14 protein-coding genes are annotated in these 16,779 nt (G+C 62.6%); 10 read left to right on the forward strand and 4 right to left on the reverse strand.

Annotated features, from left to right (window positions below; genetic code table 11):
• Positions 1-1,731, forward strand: a 1,731-nt coding sequence (locus CXQ94_RS19440) for an HNH endonuclease signature motif containing protein (RefSeq protein WP_104092254.1), incomplete at its 5' end; no start/stop codon positions are given.
• Between the two features lie 67 nt (positions 1,732-1,798).
• Here the strand turns inward: CXQ94_RS19440 and CXQ94_RS19445 are convergent.
• Both CXQ94_RS19445 and nucS read right to left on the reverse strand, forming a co-directional pair.
• The gene (locus tag CXQ94_RS19445; RefSeq protein WP_104092255.1) at positions 1,799-3,049 is read right to left on the reverse strand and encodes an N-acetylglucosamine-6-phosphate deacetylase; all 1,251 of its coding nucleotides are present in this window, start codon (positions 3,047-3,049) and stop codon (positions 1,799-1,801) included.
• Between the two features lie 54 nt (positions 3,050-3,103).
• The gene (gene nucS / locus CXQ94_RS19450; protein ID WP_104092256.1) at positions 3,104-3,799 is read right to left on the reverse strand and encodes an endonuclease NucS; all 696 of its coding nucleotides are present in this window, start codon (positions 3,797-3,799) and stop codon (positions 3,104-3,106) included.
• A gap of 72 nt (positions 3,800-3,871) precedes the next feature.
• Between nucS and CXQ94_RS19455 the strand changes: the two genes are divergently transcribed.
• Complete coding sequence (locus tag CXQ94_RS19455; RefSeq protein WP_104092257.1) at positions 3,872-4,198, forward strand: hypothetical protein; 327 nt, start codon at positions 3,872-3,874, stop codon at positions 4,196-4,198.
• A 10-nt stretch (positions 4,199-4,208) separates the two neighbouring features.
• The gene (locus CXQ94_RS19460; protein WP_104092258.1) at positions 4,209-5,000 is read left to right on the forward strand and encodes an alpha/beta hydrolase; all 792 of its coding nucleotides are present in this window, start codon (positions 4,209-4,211) and stop codon (positions 4,998-5,000) included.
• On the opposite strand, the gene CXQ94_RS19465 is transcribed toward CXQ94_RS19460, so the two are convergent.
• Complete coding sequence (locus tag CXQ94_RS19465) at positions 4,997-6,154, reverse strand: AI-2E family transporter (protein ID WP_104092303.1); 1,158 nt, start codon at positions 6,152-6,154, stop codon at positions 4,997-4,999. The two genes, CXQ94_RS19460 and CXQ94_RS19465, sit on opposite strands and share 4 nt — an antisense overlap.
• A 423-nt stretch (positions 6,155-6,577) precedes the next feature.
• Here CXQ94_RS19465 and CXQ94_RS19470 point away from each other — a divergent pair, with 423 nt between their 5' ends.
• From CXQ94_RS19470 to CXQ94_RS19500, 7 genes are all read left to right on the forward strand, one after another.
• On the forward strand, positions 6,578-8,839 hold the full coding sequence (locus tag CXQ94_RS19470) for a hypothetical protein (protein WP_146070371.1): 2,262 nt from the start codon (positions 6,578-6,580) through the stop codon (positions 8,837-8,839).
• Between the two features lie 72 nt (positions 8,840-8,911).
• Positions 8,912-9,853: a tetratricopeptide repeat protein gene (locus CXQ94_RS19475; protein ID WP_104092260.1), complete on the forward strand. Its 942-nt coding sequence runs from the start codon at positions 8,912-8,914 to the stop codon at positions 9,851-9,853.
• A gap of 144 nt (positions 9,854-9,997) precedes the next feature.
• The gene (locus CXQ94_RS19480; RefSeq protein ID WP_104092261.1) at positions 9,998-10,801 is read left to right on the forward strand and encodes an ABC transporter ATP-binding protein; all 804 of its coding nucleotides are present in this window, start codon (positions 9,998-10,000) and stop codon (positions 10,799-10,801) included.
• The gene (locus CXQ94_RS19485) at positions 10,783-12,366 is read left to right on the forward strand and encodes a transporter (protein ID WP_104092262.1); all 1,584 of its coding nucleotides are present in this window, start codon (positions 10,783-10,785) and stop codon (positions 12,364-12,366) included. Before CXQ94_RS19480 ends, CXQ94_RS19485 begins: the two co-directional genes overlap by 19 nt.
• Positions 12,367-12,529: 163 nt before the next feature.
• Complete coding sequence (nagB, locus tag CXQ94_RS19490) at positions 12,530-13,312, forward strand: glucosamine-6-phosphate deaminase (RefSeq protein WP_104092263.1); 783 nt, start codon at positions 12,530-12,532, stop codon at positions 13,310-13,312.
• 176 nt (positions 13,313-13,488) lie between these two features.
• Positions 13,489-13,812 carry a DUF3039 domain-containing protein gene (locus CXQ94_RS19495; protein WP_104092264.1) on the forward strand — a complete coding sequence of 108 codons (324 nt, stop codon included), beginning with the start codon at positions 13,489-13,491 and terminating at the stop codon, positions 13,810-13,812.
• Between the two features lie 102 nt (positions 13,813-13,914).
• Positions 13,915-15,687 (forward strand): DEAD/DEAH box helicase, encoded by a 1,773-nt coding sequence (locus CXQ94_RS19500; protein ID WP_104092265.1) that lies wholly within the window; start codon positions 13,915-13,917, stop codon positions 15,685-15,687.
• Positions 15,688-15,727: 40 nt separating this feature from the next.
• On the opposite strand, the gene CXQ94_RS19505 is transcribed toward CXQ94_RS19500, so the two are convergent.
• Entirely contained in the window at positions 15,728-16,633 is a 906-nt protein-coding gene (locus CXQ94_RS19505; protein WP_104092266.1) for a hypothetical protein, read from the reverse strand.
• Positions 16,634-16,779: the final 146 nt, after the last annotated feature.

A 16,779-nucleotide genomic window follows, 5' to 3' on the forward strand; every position in this document is an offset into this window, starting at 1 on the left:
GCCGCGCTGGCATTGGATCCTTGGCAATCGGGGATGGCCGAGCAATCGGCGCGCGCGGAGATCGCCACCGTGCTGTGCATCCCGGAAGGTACCGCCACCACCTTGGTTCGTCACGCCACCGAACTCGTGGCCTCCCACCCAGCCACCCGGGACGCCCTGACCGCCGGGAAATTGTCGTGGCGGCATATAGGGACCGTCCTTGACGAAACCGGCACACTCGCCCAAACCCCCGGCATGAGCCAGGCTGATCTTGCCGACTTTGAACAGCACCTACTGAGGCTGGCGCCGGGGTCAACCGCCACCAGTTTTAAGTCCAAAGCCCGCCGGCTACGCGAAGGCACCCACCCGGAATCGTTACCTACCCGCACCAAACAGGCCATCTTGGGTCGGGCCATGACCCTAGAACCTGGCCGCGACGGCATGTCCTGGCTCACCCTGCACCTGCCCGCACCGGCGGCCGAAGGTATCTGGGTCCACTGCACCCGGCAGGCCCGCACCCACCAATCCCCCGAAGAGCACCGAACCCTGACCCAACTGCGCATCGACATCGCCACCGCACTACTCCTGGGCCACCACGGAATCAACCAGCCCAGGACCAGCCAATCACCGACCGGCCAGCACGGGCACACCGCCCCACCAGACAACGGGCTCGCCGGTAGCAGCGACGCCGGCGCTTCCGCAGGAACTGGGGCCGGAGCGGCCAGCGCAGTCATGGCCCCATCGAGACTGGGCGGCACCGGTGCCCGTGCTACCAAACAGGACGCGACGGGGGAGAGAGGCCAGGCGCGGAGCGCCGGAGCGGCTAGTACCGATCCGGTCAGTGCTGTCGGGGATGGTGTTGTATTCTTTGATCCGGCCCCGTGGGATTTATCGACGAAGGGTTCCTTTACCGTGGACCCGGATTCTCCCCTTTTCGCAGGGATCCGTATGGCCACGCCCGGATACGCTGACGGCGTGGTCGACGGTGTCCCGGAGGACCCCCTGCAGGACTACCTGGACATGCTCGCGGCCACCCGTAACGGCCAGGTCATCACGGATCCGCCCCTGCCCGAGGCGCAGATCCTTGTCACGGTCCCGTTGCTCGGGGCGTTGGGAATCACCAACGAACCCGCCGAACTCATCGGCTACGGGCCCATCCCGGAAACCATCGCCCGGAAACTGCTGGCAAACTCCACCACTTTCCTGCGGCTGTTCACCGACCCCATCACCAACGAACCCCTGGACATGAACCCGGACCGGTATTGGGTGCGTGACTCAGAGCGTGCCGTGCTGCGCGCCATGGCCCAGTGCTGCTATTTTCCCCAGTGCACCAACCCCGTCCTAGACACCGAGCTGGACCATGTCCAGGCGTGGGAACACGGCGGGAAATCAACCCACACCAACCTCAGACCCGCCTGCGCCAGGCATCACGCGCTCAAACACCTCAAAGACGACAAAGACAAACACGGCCACTACCGTGCCGAGCAGGACCCGGACCGTGCCGGCATCCGTCTGCGCGGCTGGACACCCTCCACCACACCAGATGGCCGGATCAGCTGGACATCGCCCTCCGGCCGCGACCACCCCGAACAGCCCAACGAACTACGACCACCGGCCTACCCAAAATGGCTCAAGAAAACCATCACCAAGGCGCTACAGCACACCGCCAGCGCGCCAGGAACCCCGCCCAGCATTCTCGAATACTTCCTCACCGGAAAACACATCAAGTACCACCACCCAAACCACGGGTAACGGCTGGGCAAACGTCCGCGAGGGACTCGCTGCAACGTTGCGAGCAGTGAGAGTTCGCGGATGGGGACTAGCTAAGCCACTTTCCGGCGCGCATGACTCGCTGAAGATGCAGGTCGGCGTCAACGATCAGCGCGTCTGCGCGCAGGCCTCGGCGCAATGAACCAATTTCATCCGTCAGCCCCAGCACCCCTGCCGGAACCACCGTTGCCGAGCGCAGTGCGTCGGTAAACTTCACACCGGCACCCACTGTCCGGCGAACCACGTCCAAGAGAGTAGCAGTGCCTCCGGCTATCGAGCCGGTGGCGTCAAGGGTGGCAACACCGTTCGACACGGTGACGGGTGAGGGCCCCAGCATGTACTGGCCGTCTGCCAATCCGGCGGCGGCCATGGAGTCGGTGACGAGCAGGATGTTCTCGGCGCCCACCAATGCGAACACGGTTTTGACGGTTTCCGGGTCAAGGTGGGTGTTATCTGCCACGAGTTCGACGGCGGCATTGCCAGCTTTGGCGGCGCGGAGGCAAGCAGCCACAGGGCCGGGGGAGCGGTGGTGCATGGGGGGCATGCCGTTGAAAAGGTGCGTGACGGTGGGACGTCCGGAGACGCCGTCGAACCCTGTGGAGTCCAGGCCTTCGCGGGCCTGCTCAAGAGACTCAGCGGCCGTGGCGGTGTCGCAATCCGTGTGGCCAACTGAGGGGGTGATTCCGTGGGAGGTGAGCAGGTCCACGAGGTCAGCGGCACCGGGCAATTCGGGGGCGTACGTCATGGTGGAAATATGTCCGGCGCCGGCCTCGATCAAGGCGGTAGTAAGGTCCAGATCTGGTTCCAGCAGGAACGCGGGGTTCTGGGCGCCACAGCGGGAATGGGAAAGGAAGGGGCCTTCCAAGTGAATCCCGGCCAGGAGCCCTTCCTGGGTCATCTTGGCGTAAAGGCGGATGCCGTTAAGGAGGTCCGCAGGCGATGCGGTGACCATGCTTGCCAGCAGTGTGGTGGTGCCCGCACGGTGCAAGAATTCCACTGCCTTGCGGGCGGAGGCCTCGTTGCCGCTGGGGAAATCCCCGCCGTTGCCGCCGTGGTTGTGCACATCCACCAGCCCGGGGATGATCCGCTGGCCCGCCGGGACGGCGAATACATTGGCGGCATCGACGTCGGAGGCATCGAAGTCAGGTTCGTCAAAGTGGTCGGCGCGACCTGCGAAAACGATCCGATCGCCCTCGATGGCTAGCAGGCCGCCTTCAATCACCCCATGGTCCGTGACGATGGAACCGTGAATCAGTTTTTTGACGGGCGTTTGCTCGGCTGTGCCATGGGATTCAGTCATGGGTCAAGTCTAGTCAGATCCTGTACCGCTGGCGTTGGCACGGCCGGAGAGTCCCTAGAACAGGCGGGATTCGCTGTCATCGACGCCGCGCATCGCGTCGTAATCAAGTGTTTTGCATTCGATGCCACGGTCAGTTGCCAGAACCCGGGCCTGGGGCTTGATCTGCTGTGCGGCAAAGATCCCACGCACGGGCGCCAGCAGGGGGTCCCGGTTCAGCAATTCCAGGTACCGGGTGAGCTGCTCCACGCCGTCGATGTCGCCGCGGCGTTTGAGCTCAATGGCCACCGTGGCTCCCTTGCCGTCACGGGCCAAGATGTCCACCGGGCCAATGGCTGTGAAGTACTCGCGCCGGATCAGAGTGTAGCCGTCGCCCAACAAGTCGATCTGGGCGGCCAATAGGCGTTGCAGATCGGCTTCCACACCGTCCTTGATCAGGCCAGGATCCACGCCCAGATCGTGGCTGGAGTCGCTGATGTGCTCATAGATGTTGATGATCAGCCGGTCGTCAGTCTTGGCCGACTGAACGATCCACTGTTCGATGACACCACTTTCAAGCTCGACGTCGTCCGGACTGAGCGTCCGCATGGTGGCGGGCGGACTCATCCAGTTCAACGGCTTGTAGGAGCCGCCGTCGGAGTGGACCAGGACGGAACCGTCGGCCTTGACCACAAGGAGGCGAACAGCCAGGGGAAGATGGGCTTTGAGGCGTCCGACGTAGTCGACGGAGCACTTGGCAATCACTAAACGCACGCCTCCCACTTTAGCCGCTGGGTTGACGGGCCAAGTTCGCCGGGGCCGTGGCTGGTGCGGCAGAATGGAACGATGCCCCGTTCAAACCAACCGCGACGCCGCCGCTCATCCTTTTCCGGGGGCGCAGCCGCAGAGCCAGAACCGGATCTGGACCGGGCCCGGCTGGGCATTCCCCAGCGAGAATCAGCACCCGACGGGGAGTGGGCGGTGCGCACCATCACAGCCAGGAACGCGCAGAAGGTCTACACCTGCCCGGGGTGCCACCGTTCAGTGGAGCCGGGTGTGGCCCACCTGGTGGTCTGGCAGGAAGATGCTTTGTTCGGTGCCGAGGCGGGGTTGCGTGAACGCCGGCACTGGCACAGCAACTGCTGGCGCACGCGCAGCTACCGGTACAGATAAGGTTGAAGGCATGGCTTTTGACCCTGTATCCCTTGTCTTTGCTGATCCCGGAACACCCAGTGAAATCCGGGCGGCCACCATTTTGCCGGCACTCCGGGAAAATATTGAACTGACCACCGCCGACGGCTTGACCTTGGTCGGAGAACTGGCGTTACCGGCCGACGGCGTTGTCCGGGCTACCTTGATCACCCTCCATCCGCTGCCCACCCACGGCGGCTTCATGGATTCCCATGTCTACAAGAAGGCCTCCTACAGGTTGCCTGCCCTGGCCGGGATCGCCGTACTGCGATTCAATACCCGGGGCACCTCATCCCCCCGCGGAACCAGTGACGGGGCATTCGACGAGGGACGGGGCGAGCGCCTGGACGTTGCCGCGGCAGTGCAGTTTGCCGTGGACCGTGGATTGCCGAACAGATGGCTGGTGGGTTGGTCCTTCGGCACCGAGCTCGTCTTGAAATACGGGGCACTGTCGCCTGTCGCAGAATCCGTCGAGGGTGCAGTCTTGCTGTCGCCGCCTCTGCACCGTGCCGAAGATTCCGATCTGGCCTTGTGGGCTGCCTATGGCAAGCCCCTGACGGTCCTGGTGCCCGAATTTGACGACTACCTTCAACCGGCGGCCGCCGGACAACGCTTTGCCGCCGTCCCGCAGGCACATCTGGTGGCGGTAGACGGTGCCAAGCACCTGTGGGTGGGGGAGAAGTATGCGGCCCGAGCCTTGAATGAGCTGGTCTCCACGGTGTTGGGGACCACCGTGGAGCTTCCGGTCCAGTGGCAGGGCTCGGTGGCTGTGCTGCCGGTTTAGTTTTTGTCTTGCCTGGCGATGAAGACTTCCCGCATCAGCAACATCACAGCTGCAGCCGTGGGGATGGCGATCAGTGCGCCTAGGACGCCGAGGAGGCTGCCACCGGCAATTACCGAAATAACCGCCACGGCACCCGGGACAGCCACTGCTTTTTGCATGACGCGGGGGGAAACGAAGTAGGCCTCAAACTGCAGGTAGGCGATGTAGCAGATGGCGTAGATCAGCGCCGTTTGCCAGCCGCCTGTAAGACTCACCGCAATGACAACCACGGCTGCGATCATGCCCCCCACCAAGGGGATGAATGCGAGCAGTGCCACCACGAACGCCAGCAGAATGCTGAAGGGGACGTTCAAGATGGTCATCACAATAAAGGCGAAAGTGGCATTCAGGGCAGCCACGCAGACTTGACCAATCACGTAGTTGCCCACGCCGCGGGTGATTTCCTCGCTCAGTTCTTCAACACGTGCTCGCCGTGAGCGTGGTGCCAAACGGTATCCCCACTTCTTGATCCCGGGCAGCGATGCCAGGAAGTACAGGCTCAAGACCAGCACAATCAAGGTGCCAAAGAGGGCGTTGGCGATGGTTGTGCCAACACCCACCACGCCACCAAAAATGCCGCCCACGGCCTGAGCGTTCTGGAAGAACTTGGCAACCTGGGCGTTGATGGTGTCTAGCACGTGGTACTGGACGTCAAGTTGCTGGAAGAAATCGGAGTTCAAGAAGTCGTTGATCCAGCCGGGAGCCTTGTTCACCAACTGGGTCGTCTGCTCAACGATGGTGGGAATGAGTGTGGCGAAGAAGATCGCTACAAGGCCAAGCAACGCGCCTAGGACCACGATGATGCCCACGGGGCGTGGAACCTTGCGCCGTTCTAGCCAGCGAACCACCGGATCCAGGCCCAACGCTATGAACAAGGCCGTGACGATCCACAACAGAAGCGACTCTGTGTTGGCCAGGATGTAGCTCAGGAACAGGGCGATGCCAACGCCAACGGTTCCCATGAAACCAAAGTAGATGGGATGCCGGAACATGCCGGTGGGGGTGGGAGTTTCATTCTCGGCCGCCTCGTGGGAAGCAGCCGAAGCATCGGAGGAGTCCGAGGGCAGGTCGAAGCGGACCCTGGGCTGGGCACCGGGCAGTGGCTTGCTGACCATCTTGGCGACCCATGACCGCCAGCCTGTGTGCCTTGTGGCCGTCTCCTGGGCTTCCTCAGTGCTGACTTCGGTGCCAGGGGCGTCCGCGTCGTCGTTCTGGGGGGCAACCGAATCGGGTGTGACCGGCGTACTCGGCTCAGGCGATTCTGGTTCATGGTGGGAGCTCAAGGAAGGCTGCCTTCGTATCCGAGTGGCACGAGAAGGACAACTGCTCCTCTCGTTCTTAGTGACTCGAGATTACCAGCGCATAGGGCCTTCAAGAGCCATTTTAGACAGGTGGTTTCCGGTATTCCATGGTCACAGGGAAGAACCGCCAAGTATCGCTGAGAGTGAGATTTGACTCCCAAACACCCCCAAAGATAACGATTCGGTTACCCTTGGAGTGACGATGAAAGTAATTTTCCGCCAATGTTAGGTATGTTCTTGCGTTCAAAGATTGCAATTGTTTTGGCCATATTGGGTCTGGTGGTCCTGGGATTGGGGATAGGCCAGCGCACCATTTGGCTGCCGCCTGCCACCGTCACAGCATCAGTTGGTGGCTCGGTTGCCTCTGCACCGCTGTCCGTTATTTCCCCTGATGTGCTGGCCACTAACGATGGAAAGTTCACGCTGACCATCAAGTCAGCTGGCCCCATTCAGCTTGCCGTGGGGCAGGTGCGGGACATTAACGGCTGGGTCGGCGACGCGGCACACACCACGGTCACCGGAGCAAATTCGGACTTTTCTGCATTGAACACCGAAAGCAAGGCGGGGAAGGAAACTGTTCCCAATCCGGCCGGATCAGACATGTGGGTCACCGAGGAGAAAGCAACCGGTGAGCTCAACTACACGTGGGAGAGCCCCGGACACGGCGACTGGGCCCTGCTGGTCTCATCCGATGGCACCGCACCGGCACCCACCGATATTTCTCTGACGACGGCCAATGATGCCGGGACCCCGTGGGCTGTACCGCTGATGATCATCGGCTCCGTGCTGTTGGCACTTGCGGCCCTGATGCTGTGGCTTGGCCCCCGCAAGCCTGCGGCCGCGCAGGTGGCCGTCGCCGGTCGCCGCACGGCTGGCCGAGTTCCCTCTGACCCCGCGACGGGGGCCATGGAGGTTGCAAAGATCCTGGCCGCAAAGGAAAACGCCGCGAAGGAAAACTCCGGCTCGGCAGCTCCGGATTCCGACCACTCCACCATCGCCGAACTGCACCGCGCCGAGCGCGACGCTATTTCCGGTCACAGTGACTCCGCGAATACCAGCAACGACAAGGACGACGAGCAGCAGGACCACGGTGCCGCCGCATCCTTGCCGACGGATGTCTTGGGTGTTGTGACACCTGGGACGGCGAGCATCGCCCTTGATGGGACGAAGGATTCCTTGGATGGGGACAAGAACGAGGATGCTCCGGCGGACAATTCCAGCGCTGATTCAGCCAAGAGCCCGGACAACGACAAGGATCCTGACAATGATCCGTCCGGGGGCCAGGGCGGGAAGCCAGCCGAAAGTAGCGACGCCAGTACTGCCAAGGAGAGCCCTGCCGTCGAGAAGGGCCGGAAGCCCAGGAAGCCTCGGAAGCCTCGGACGTCCGGGGGAAATGAGTTCTCGATCCTGCCCTCCACGGATGGGCAGGACGGCCGAAAGTCAGGAAAAATGATGGGTGCTTCGGTGAAGGCCCGTTGGGGTGCCGCGCTCGCGGCCGTTTTGTTGGCTGGCAGCGTTGCCCCGGCCGTTGCCGAGGACGCCACTAGCACCGCCCCCGTGTCCACGCCGTCTGCCACCAGTACGGCAACGGCCACCCCGTCGGCGCCAGCCGTGACTCAAAAGGCCGGGTTCCCGACCTTGCTGGAAAGCCAAGTTCAGCGCATCGCCACATCAGTGGCGACGGTGGTAGGTACCGGGGACAATGCCAAGAACGCCAAGGAACTAGAAAGCCGCGTCTCGGGCTTGGCACTGGCGGCCCGAACAGCCAACTACAAGATCCGCTCCACGGTTGACTCGGAGGCGGCACCCCAGCCGGTAAACAGCACCAGGCTGCTTGCCAGGGTGGTCTCCACCTCGGACACCTGGCCGCGCACCTCGATGCTGGTAACCCAGGGCGAAAACAACCCGCTGCCGCAGTTGCTCACTATGGTCCAGAACAGCCCGCGCGAGCAATACAAGCTCGTCATGGCGTCCCCACTTTTGCCAGGGCAGACGTTCCCGGCAGTGGACAAGGAAGGCTCCGCAAGTGTGCCCTTGGATGCGGCTTCCGGCTTGTTGATGAGCCCCAAGGATGCAGTGGCTGCCCTCAGTGACAGCCTTGTCACCGCCGATAGCAAGTGGAAGGCGAGCTTCAAGGACAGCGTTTACATCACTGATGTGGGCACCTACCAAAGCACCACCTTGGAGAACTCCAAGGACGCCACAGTGGTGTTCAGCCACAAGGCCGATGACAAGGAAACCTTTGCCATGCGCACGGCCGACGGCGGCGCCCTCGTAGTGGTTGGCTATACCTTCTCCGTGGACTCAACTCCCAAGAAGGATGCAAAGGTTAACGTGCCCAATGCTTCCGCTGCCGCCCTTGCAGGAGGGCAAGAATCCTCCACCGGTGTGGTGGTGAGTTACGCCGAACCCGTGGTGATGTACATCCCGCCGACCGCAGATGGCAAGATCACCATTGTTTCGGCAACGCGTGACCTTGTTAGCGCCACGTTCAAATAGCATTTATCAGGTGAAGTTTCGCCCGCGGCGTGAATCAAAACGTCGCGGGCGCTGCACAGATAGAGTGAGTTCATGAGCCAAAATAGTTCCGCCCCTGTCAACCCAACGCCCGGGATCAACCTTCGTGGCGCCGTCGACCTTTCCGCTCTCAAGAACCGGGCAGCGGCCCCGGCGCCAGGAGCCAACGGCGGGTCGCCCTACGCTGTTGACGTCAACGAGCAAAGCTTCCAGGAGTTTGTGGGCTTGTCCCAAAAAGTGCCTGTCGTCGTCGCTCTGGGATCGGGGCGCTCGAACCAGTCCGCGATGATCAACGCCATGTTGGAACGGCTCATGAACGACTTTGGCGGCAAGATCGCCCTGGGCCGGGTAGATGCCGACACCAGCCCGCAGATTGCCGCAGCCTTTGGTGTTGTCTCCCTTCCCACCGTGGTGGCCCTGGTCAAGGGGCAGCCAGTGCCCTTGTTTGAAGGTGACATGCCGGCGGAGCAGGTCAAGGAGTTGCTGGATGAGTTGCTAAAGGTTGCTGCCAGCAATGGGGTGACTGGCAACCTGGGCGGCGCACCCGATCCCGGGGCAGCCGCGGCCCCGCCGCTGCCGCCCCTGCACCAGGCCGCCTATGACGCCATCGAGGCTGGCGATTTGCTTGCCGCCCAGGAGGCCTACGAAAAGGCCTTGGCGGAGAAGCCGAACGACGCCGACGCCAAGGTTGGGCTGGCACAGGTTCACCTCATGCGCCGTACAGCCGAACTGGACGTGGATCAGGCACAGTCGTTGCGGACGCGTGCTGCGCAGGACCCTGACGATCTCGAAGCCCAGCTGGCGGTGGCGGATTTGGATGTTACCGGCGGCCATGTGGAGGACGCTTTTGCCCGCATCGTGAAGTTCATTTCACTGCATTTTGGCCCCGAGAGGGAAACCGCCCGTGTGCGCCTGCTGGAACTTTTCGACGTGATTGGCGTCAGTGACCCCCGCGTCTCCGTCTCACGCCAGGCATTGGCCCGCGCACTGTTCTAGCCCGCCGCCAGCGACAACCCGCAAAACAGTCCAGCAACGCCGCTTCGCAGGGCGTTTTGCCAGACGTTTTGCGGGTTGTTTGCTTTGAAAATGTAATCCTTTCGGATGGGCTGTGTGCGTCACCACAGTTGTTAGTGTTGCAGTATGACCGAGATTTCTCCTCTTAGACTTGATGCCCCGGCCGCTTCCCCCAAGCCCCCGGCGCTGTCCATCCGCGGATTACGCAAACACTTCGGCGCCAAGGTCGCCGTTGACGGTATTGACCTGGATGTCCCCGCGGGCTCCTTTTATGGGCTCGTTGGCCCCAATGGCGCCGGGAAGACCACCTCGCTGTCCATGGCCACGGGACTGTTGCGTCCGGATGCAGGCGAGGTTTGGGTGCACGGGGTGGATGTGTGGGCACGACCGCTCGAGGCCAAGAAACTCATGGGCTTGCTGCCCGACGGAGTGCGCCTCTTCGACCGGCTCACGGGTGAACAGCTCGTCACATATGCGGGGTTGCTGCGCGGCATGGACAAGGACACCGTGGCACACCGTGTCCAGGACCTTTTGTCTGTCCTTGATTTGGCCAAAGATGCTGGCACGTTGGTGGTGGACTACTCAGCCGGCATGACCAAGAAGATCGCCCTTGCTGCGGCCATGATCCACGCCCCCAGCCTGCTGGTGTTGGATGAACCCTTTGAGTCAGTGGACCCGGTGTCGGCCGCGAACATCCGCGACATCCTCACCGACTACGTCAACTCCGGCGGTACCGTCATTGTCTCCAGCCACGTCATGGACTTGGTCCAGCGCATGTGCGATCACGTGGCAGTCATTGCCGGGGGCCACGTTTTGGCCGCTGGCACGGTGGATGAGGTCCGTGGCGGGCAGAGCCTGGAAGATAAATTTGTGGAATTGGTCGGCGGCCGGAACCAGAGTGCGGGGTTGCAATGGTTGCGCACCTCCTAAGGCTCAAGCTCACGCTCCTACGCAATTCACTCAAGCGCAGCACCATGCAGATCGTTGGGCTTGTCTTTGCCGGAATCTACGGTCTAGGCTTACTGGTCATGGTGCTGGTGGGGCTCGCCGCGCTTGGTGCCGCCGAGCCGGAAACAATCGGCATGGTGACGGTTTTGGCGGGCTCGGCTGTTTTCCTTGGCTGGCTGGTGGTGCCCGTGGTGGCCTCGGGCCTGGACATGACCTTGGATCCTGCCCGGTTTACCACCTTTGCCATTCCCATGAAGAGCCTCCTGGTGGGCCTTGCCCTCTCAGGGTTCATCGGCATACCCGGGGCTGTGACCTTGCTGGCCGCCCTTGGCACCGCCGCCTCGTGGTGGCGCAACCCGCTGGCCGGAATTGTTGCCCTGCTGTGCGGTGCCCTGGCGGCGCTGACGTGCATCGTTGCTTCACGGGCCATCACCGCTGCCAGCACCAGCCTGGCCTCTTCCCGGCGGTTCAAGGACCTTAGCGGTATTGTTCTGCTCGTCCCTTTGATGTTTCTAGGACCCATCATCGGCAGTGTCTCCTCGAGTATCAATGATCTCTCGGACTATCTGCCGTCCTTGGCCAACACGCTTTCTTGGACACCGCTGGGTGCCGTTTGGGCAATCCCCGCCGAGGTAGCCAAGGGCGCCTACGGCGTGGCCGGGCTCAAATTCGTCATTGCCCTGGCCACCGTGGCATTACTGGCCTGGATCTGGAAAGTTTGTCTCGCCAAAGCCCTCGTGACCCCTGCCTTCGCTGGCGGAACCCGGCGAGCCGCCGGCAAGATGGGCTTCTTTGCCTGGTTCCCGCAAACTCCTGCTGGCGCAGTGGCTGCCCGCTGCCTTACGTATTGGATCCGCGATCCGCGCTACAGCGCCGGGCTGATCGTGGCCCCACTGTTGCCGTTGGTGCTCGTATTCGCTGGCAGCCAGGCCGGTGGGCTGGGCTCCGTGGGCACCATCTTGGGCTATGGTGGCGCGTTCGCGGCATTCATGATTGCCTGGAGCATTTCCTCTGACATCTCCTACGACAACACGGCGTTCGCGCTACACCTGGCCACCGGACTTTCGGGCCGGGCGGACAGGGCAGGGCGTGTCGTGGCTGCCGCCGTCCTGGCCCTTCCCTTGGGCCTGATGTTCATCGTGGCGGGAGCTGTCGTCTCAGGGAGCTGGGCGGCCTTCCCGGCCATGCTGGGTTTGATGCTAGGCGCCACGGGTGCCGGCCTTGGCCTGGCCAGCATCTTTTCAGCCCGCTTCATCATGAATGTGGCTTTGCCGGGGGAGAGCCCCATGAAGTCCAAACCTGGCAACAACTTCTCCGCAGTCCTGATCCAGCTGGCCGGATTTGGCGGGGCGGGTTTGCTGTGTGTGCCCGTCGGCGCCCTTGTTGTCACCGCCGCGGTCACCGGTGTGCCGCTTTTTGGCTGGCTGGCGATGGTGGCCGGATTGGTGCTGGGGGCCGGCTACCTGGTTCTGGGGATTCGCTGGGGGGCCAAGGAATATAACAGGCGCGGACCGGAATTGTTGCTGGCTGTTTCGGTAGATCGCTGACACTGGATAAGGTTAGAGCTACACAGCAGATGCAAGGCAATAGCGCCCTGTCCGCCAGCCAGTCAATGGCAGGTGTTGACGGGGCGTCGTTGCACTTGGGCCCATCTGTGAACAAGCTCAAAGGCGCACCGCACCTGGAAGCCGAGAAAGGAAGCGTGTTTTTATGGAGGTCATCATCCTCCCGAGCAGCAAAGAAATTGGGGCGCTTGCCGCCGACGCCATCGAGGCCTTGGTGCGTAACAAGCCCAACGCCGTCCTCGGGCTGGCCACAGGTTCCTCTCCGCTGCCCATTTATGACGAGCTGGCCCGCCGGCATGACCAGGACGGTCTCAGCTTCGAAGGGGTGAGCGGGTTCGCGCTGGATGAGTACGTGGGCCTGCCCGTTGGCCACTACGAGTCCTACCGTGAGGTGATTCGACGCGAGTTCACCAACCGTGTGGACGTGGCGGCCGATAAGGTGCACGGACCGGATGGTGCGGCCGATGACATTCAGGGTGCCTGTGAGGGCTATGAGCGCGCCATTAAGGCTGCTGGCGGCATTGACCTGCAGATTCTCGGTGTCGGTACCAACGGCCACATCGGTTTCAACGAGCCAGGTTCCTCGCTGGCCTCGCGCACCCGCATCAAGACACTGGCCGAGCAGACCCGCCAGGACAACGCCCGCTTCTTCGACAACGTCGATCAGGTCCCCCATCATGTAGTGACGCAGGGCCTGGGCACCATCATGGACGCCCGGCACGTGGTCCTGGTGGCCTTTGGTGCTGGCAAGGCAGACGCGGTGCGTGACTTCGTCGAAGGCCCCGTCACGGCGTCGTGCCCCGCCTCGGTCCTGCAATTCCACCCGCGTGCCACCATCATCATCGACGAGGCTGCCGCGTCCAAGCTCGCAGGGGCGGCCACCTACCGCCACGCCTTTGACAACAAGCCGGCCTGGCAAGGCGTCTAAAAAGCTGGGGAACGACGGCGGTGGGCGGGGTGTGTGATTAACTCCGCCCACCGCCGTCGTTCTTCCATGCTGGCACGCGGGAAACCGGTCCCATGGCAGAGGTTTTTGTGGGGGAAAAAGGATTCAAGGGCGGGCGCCTCGGTGAGTCGCAGCGCCGAAGACGCTAGACTGGTTTCATGAGCCTGCCACCGGACCCCTTTGAAAACGATCCCCTTCACGGACCCGGCCAAACCGGCGGATCCACTGCCGTCATTGAGCGTCAGGAACTGCGCCAAGAGGTTGAACCGGGCGACAGCGAGCGCTTCTCGCACTATGTTCGCAAGGAAAAGATCATGGAATCGGCCATGACCGGTGACCCCGTTGTGGCCTTGTGCGGCAAGGTGTGGACGCCCGGCCGCGATCCGAAGAAGTTCCCTGTCTGCCCCGACTGCAAGGCCATCTACGAGGGTATGAACCCCGAGGGCGGCAAGGGCAAGGGACCCAAGAATCCCAAGAAGTAAAAGCACCAACAGCTGTTTCAAGGGCGCTGCACGGGCCCTTTTATTGGCGTGCCCACCAGCAGGGCGCGCATATGGAAGAAGTGATTTGATGGCGGGAAATTCGTGACGGAAACATTGTTTGGTGGCCCGTCGCTACCTCCCGCTTACCCTGAGCGTGCCGCGTGGGGTACGGCTCAGAAGCTCCGTGCCTGGCAGAGCGAGGCCATGGCGAAGTACTTTTCGGATAACCCGCGAGACTTTCTTGCGGTGGCTACGCCCGGGGCCGGAAAGACCACGTTTGCCCTGCATGTTGCCACGGAGCTGATCGCCCGTGGCACCATCAATCGCATCACCATTGTGACGCCCACAGACCACCTCAAGCGCCAGTGGGCCGATGCGGCCGCGAGGGTGGGCATCTCGATTGACCCGAACTTCAAGAATGCTGACGGCCGGCACGGCAAGGGCTTCATTGGCGTGGCGGTCACCTACGCGCAGGTGGCCAGCAAGCCGCTGCTGCACAGGGCCAAGACCGAGGCCGCGCGCACGCTGATCATTCTCGATGAGATCCACCACGGCGGTGACGCACTCTCCTGGGGTGATGGCATCCGTGAAGCTTTCGATCCCGCCGCGCGCCGGCTTGCCCTGACCGGGACCCCGTTCCGTTCGGACACCGCGGCCATTCCCTTCGTGGAGTACGCCGAGGACCGTGACGGCATCCGCCGCTCGAAGGCCGACTACACCTACGGCTACGGCGAGGCTCTGAAGGACCACGTGGTCCGCCCGGTCATGTTCATGGCCTACTCGGGTGAGATGCGCTGGCGCACCAGTGCCGGGGAGGAAATGGCGGCCACGCTGGGCGCCCCCGTCACCAAGGACATCACCTCCCAAGCCTGGCGCACAGCCCTGAACCCCACCGGCGAGTGGATTCCTGCCGTGTTGGCGGCGGCAGATAAGCGCCTCACCGAAGTTCGCCGGGCTGTGCCCGACGCCGGAGGCCTTGTCATTGCCACGGACCACGAAGACGCGCGGGCCTATGCCGACCAGCTGAAGAAAATCACGGGCGAATCACCCACTGTCATTTTGTCCGACGACGCGAAGGCCTCCGATAAGATCGACGCGTTTTCCGCTGGCGAGAAACGCTGGATGGTGGCCGTGCGCATGGTGTCCGAAGGCGTTGACGTGCCGCGTCTGGCCGTGGGTGTCTACGCCACCTCTACGGCAACGCCACTGTTCTTTGCGCAGGCGATCGGACGTTTTGTCCGGTCCCGTAAGCGCGGCGAAACGGCGTCGGTGTTCCTACCTTCGGTGCCCAACCTGATGGAACTGGCCAACCAGTTGGAGCTTGAACGCGACCACGCCCTGGACCGCCCTGATAATGACCCCGACGGTTTTATCGAAGAAGACGCCGAGATGGAGGAGGCCAACAAGAGCGAAAAAGCCTCCGACACCATGGAGAAATTCAAGTTTGAGGCCTTGGGATCCCAGGCATCCTTTGACCGGGTGCTGTTCGACGGCGGCGAATTCGGCACCGGCGGTGCAATCGGCAGCGACGACGAACTCGACTTCCTCGGCATCCCAGGGCTGCTCGACGCCGAACAGATGGGCGTCCTGCTGCGCCAGCGACAAGCGGACCAGCAAACGCGCCGTCGTCGCAAGGACGCAGCAGCGGAGCAGGCCCAGGAACCCGTGGTGATGGATCACCGCATGCTCATGGACATGCGCAATGAACTGGCCAAGAATGTCTCGGCGTGGAGTGCCCGCTCTGGAATGCCGCACGGCATGGTGCACAGCGAACTGCGCCGCATCTGTGGTGGGCCGGCCGTGGCGCAGGCCAATGAGCCCCAGCTGCAGCAACGCCTGAAGAAGCTGCAGGAGTGGTTCCTGGGGAAGAAGTAGTCACGGCAACCTTGGCGCCGGTGGCGTCAGGGCACTAGCCTCAGGGGATCGAGACGAAGGTTGTGTCGACGGTCATCTGCGTGAGCGCGCCGCCAAGGTTGCACCACAGCTTGAGGTCTTCCCCCGCTGACCGGGTGTAAGGGGCGGTACCGGAGAATTCCCTGACGTCTGCCTCGACACTCACCTGGGCGCTCACCCCGAAGACGTACTTCTTGCCCCGCTCCACGAGGAAGCGGGCCGACAATTGGTCCTTGGTGAATGAGACGGGGTACTGCTGCAACGAGTTCTCATCGGCGCTCCAGCTCTCGTAGTAGAAGACATTGACCCGGCCCACCTGCGGCAGCCGCTCCCACTGGTCACTGAGGGAATCTACCATCCAGCCCAGTAGGAAGAGCGTGCCGAAGTACCTTCCGTGGCACAACCCCGTCCGCCGGGTCGCCTTGGAGAAGTCTTGGTGGGCTTGACCGAGAACGTTCCCTTCGCCCCGCACGATCACCTGGGACACGGCGGCCGTCGGCGTGTACTCGATGGCGATTGTCGATGACGTTGTAGTGCGCGACTGGTAAGACGCGGGGGAGTCGTAGGCAAAGATTTGTCCGGTCCCATTGTTGGCCGTGTTGGGCGAACCGGCTGGATTCGTCCAGTCACGCTGAAAGACGTGGTCATGCGGGGGCGGGGTCACCCAATAATTCTTGTAGTCGGCCTCGCCGGGGATGAACAGGTCTGGCGGCCACCGCAGGCGCATGATGGGGGAGTCCAGCTTGGTTGACCAGCGGAAGGTGAGGTCCCGCAGGGTGTCCAGATGGTTGTTCTCAAAGTGCTCGCTGATGCTCAGATCATGGATCTTGAGCAGGAGTTCGTCATCGAGCGGATCGAAATTTCCCGGGTATTCGAACTTCACATCTTGTTGCGGAGTGGCTTCGGCAACGGATTCTTCCTCTGGCATTTCGGGCCCCATTTCACGAGTGAAAATCCGGGCCGGACACTTCACCGTGATCCTGGTCCGGATGCGCCCGGCGCGGCGCCAAGGCGCACCTCCATGCTACGACGAGGGGGCACCGGCTGGCCATGGTTTCGACCCAACGGGCACCC

The organism is Arthrobacter sp. GMC3 (assembly GCF_002929305.1).
Lineage (GTDB): Bacteria > Actinomycetota > Actinomycetes > Actinomycetales > Micrococcaceae > Specibacter.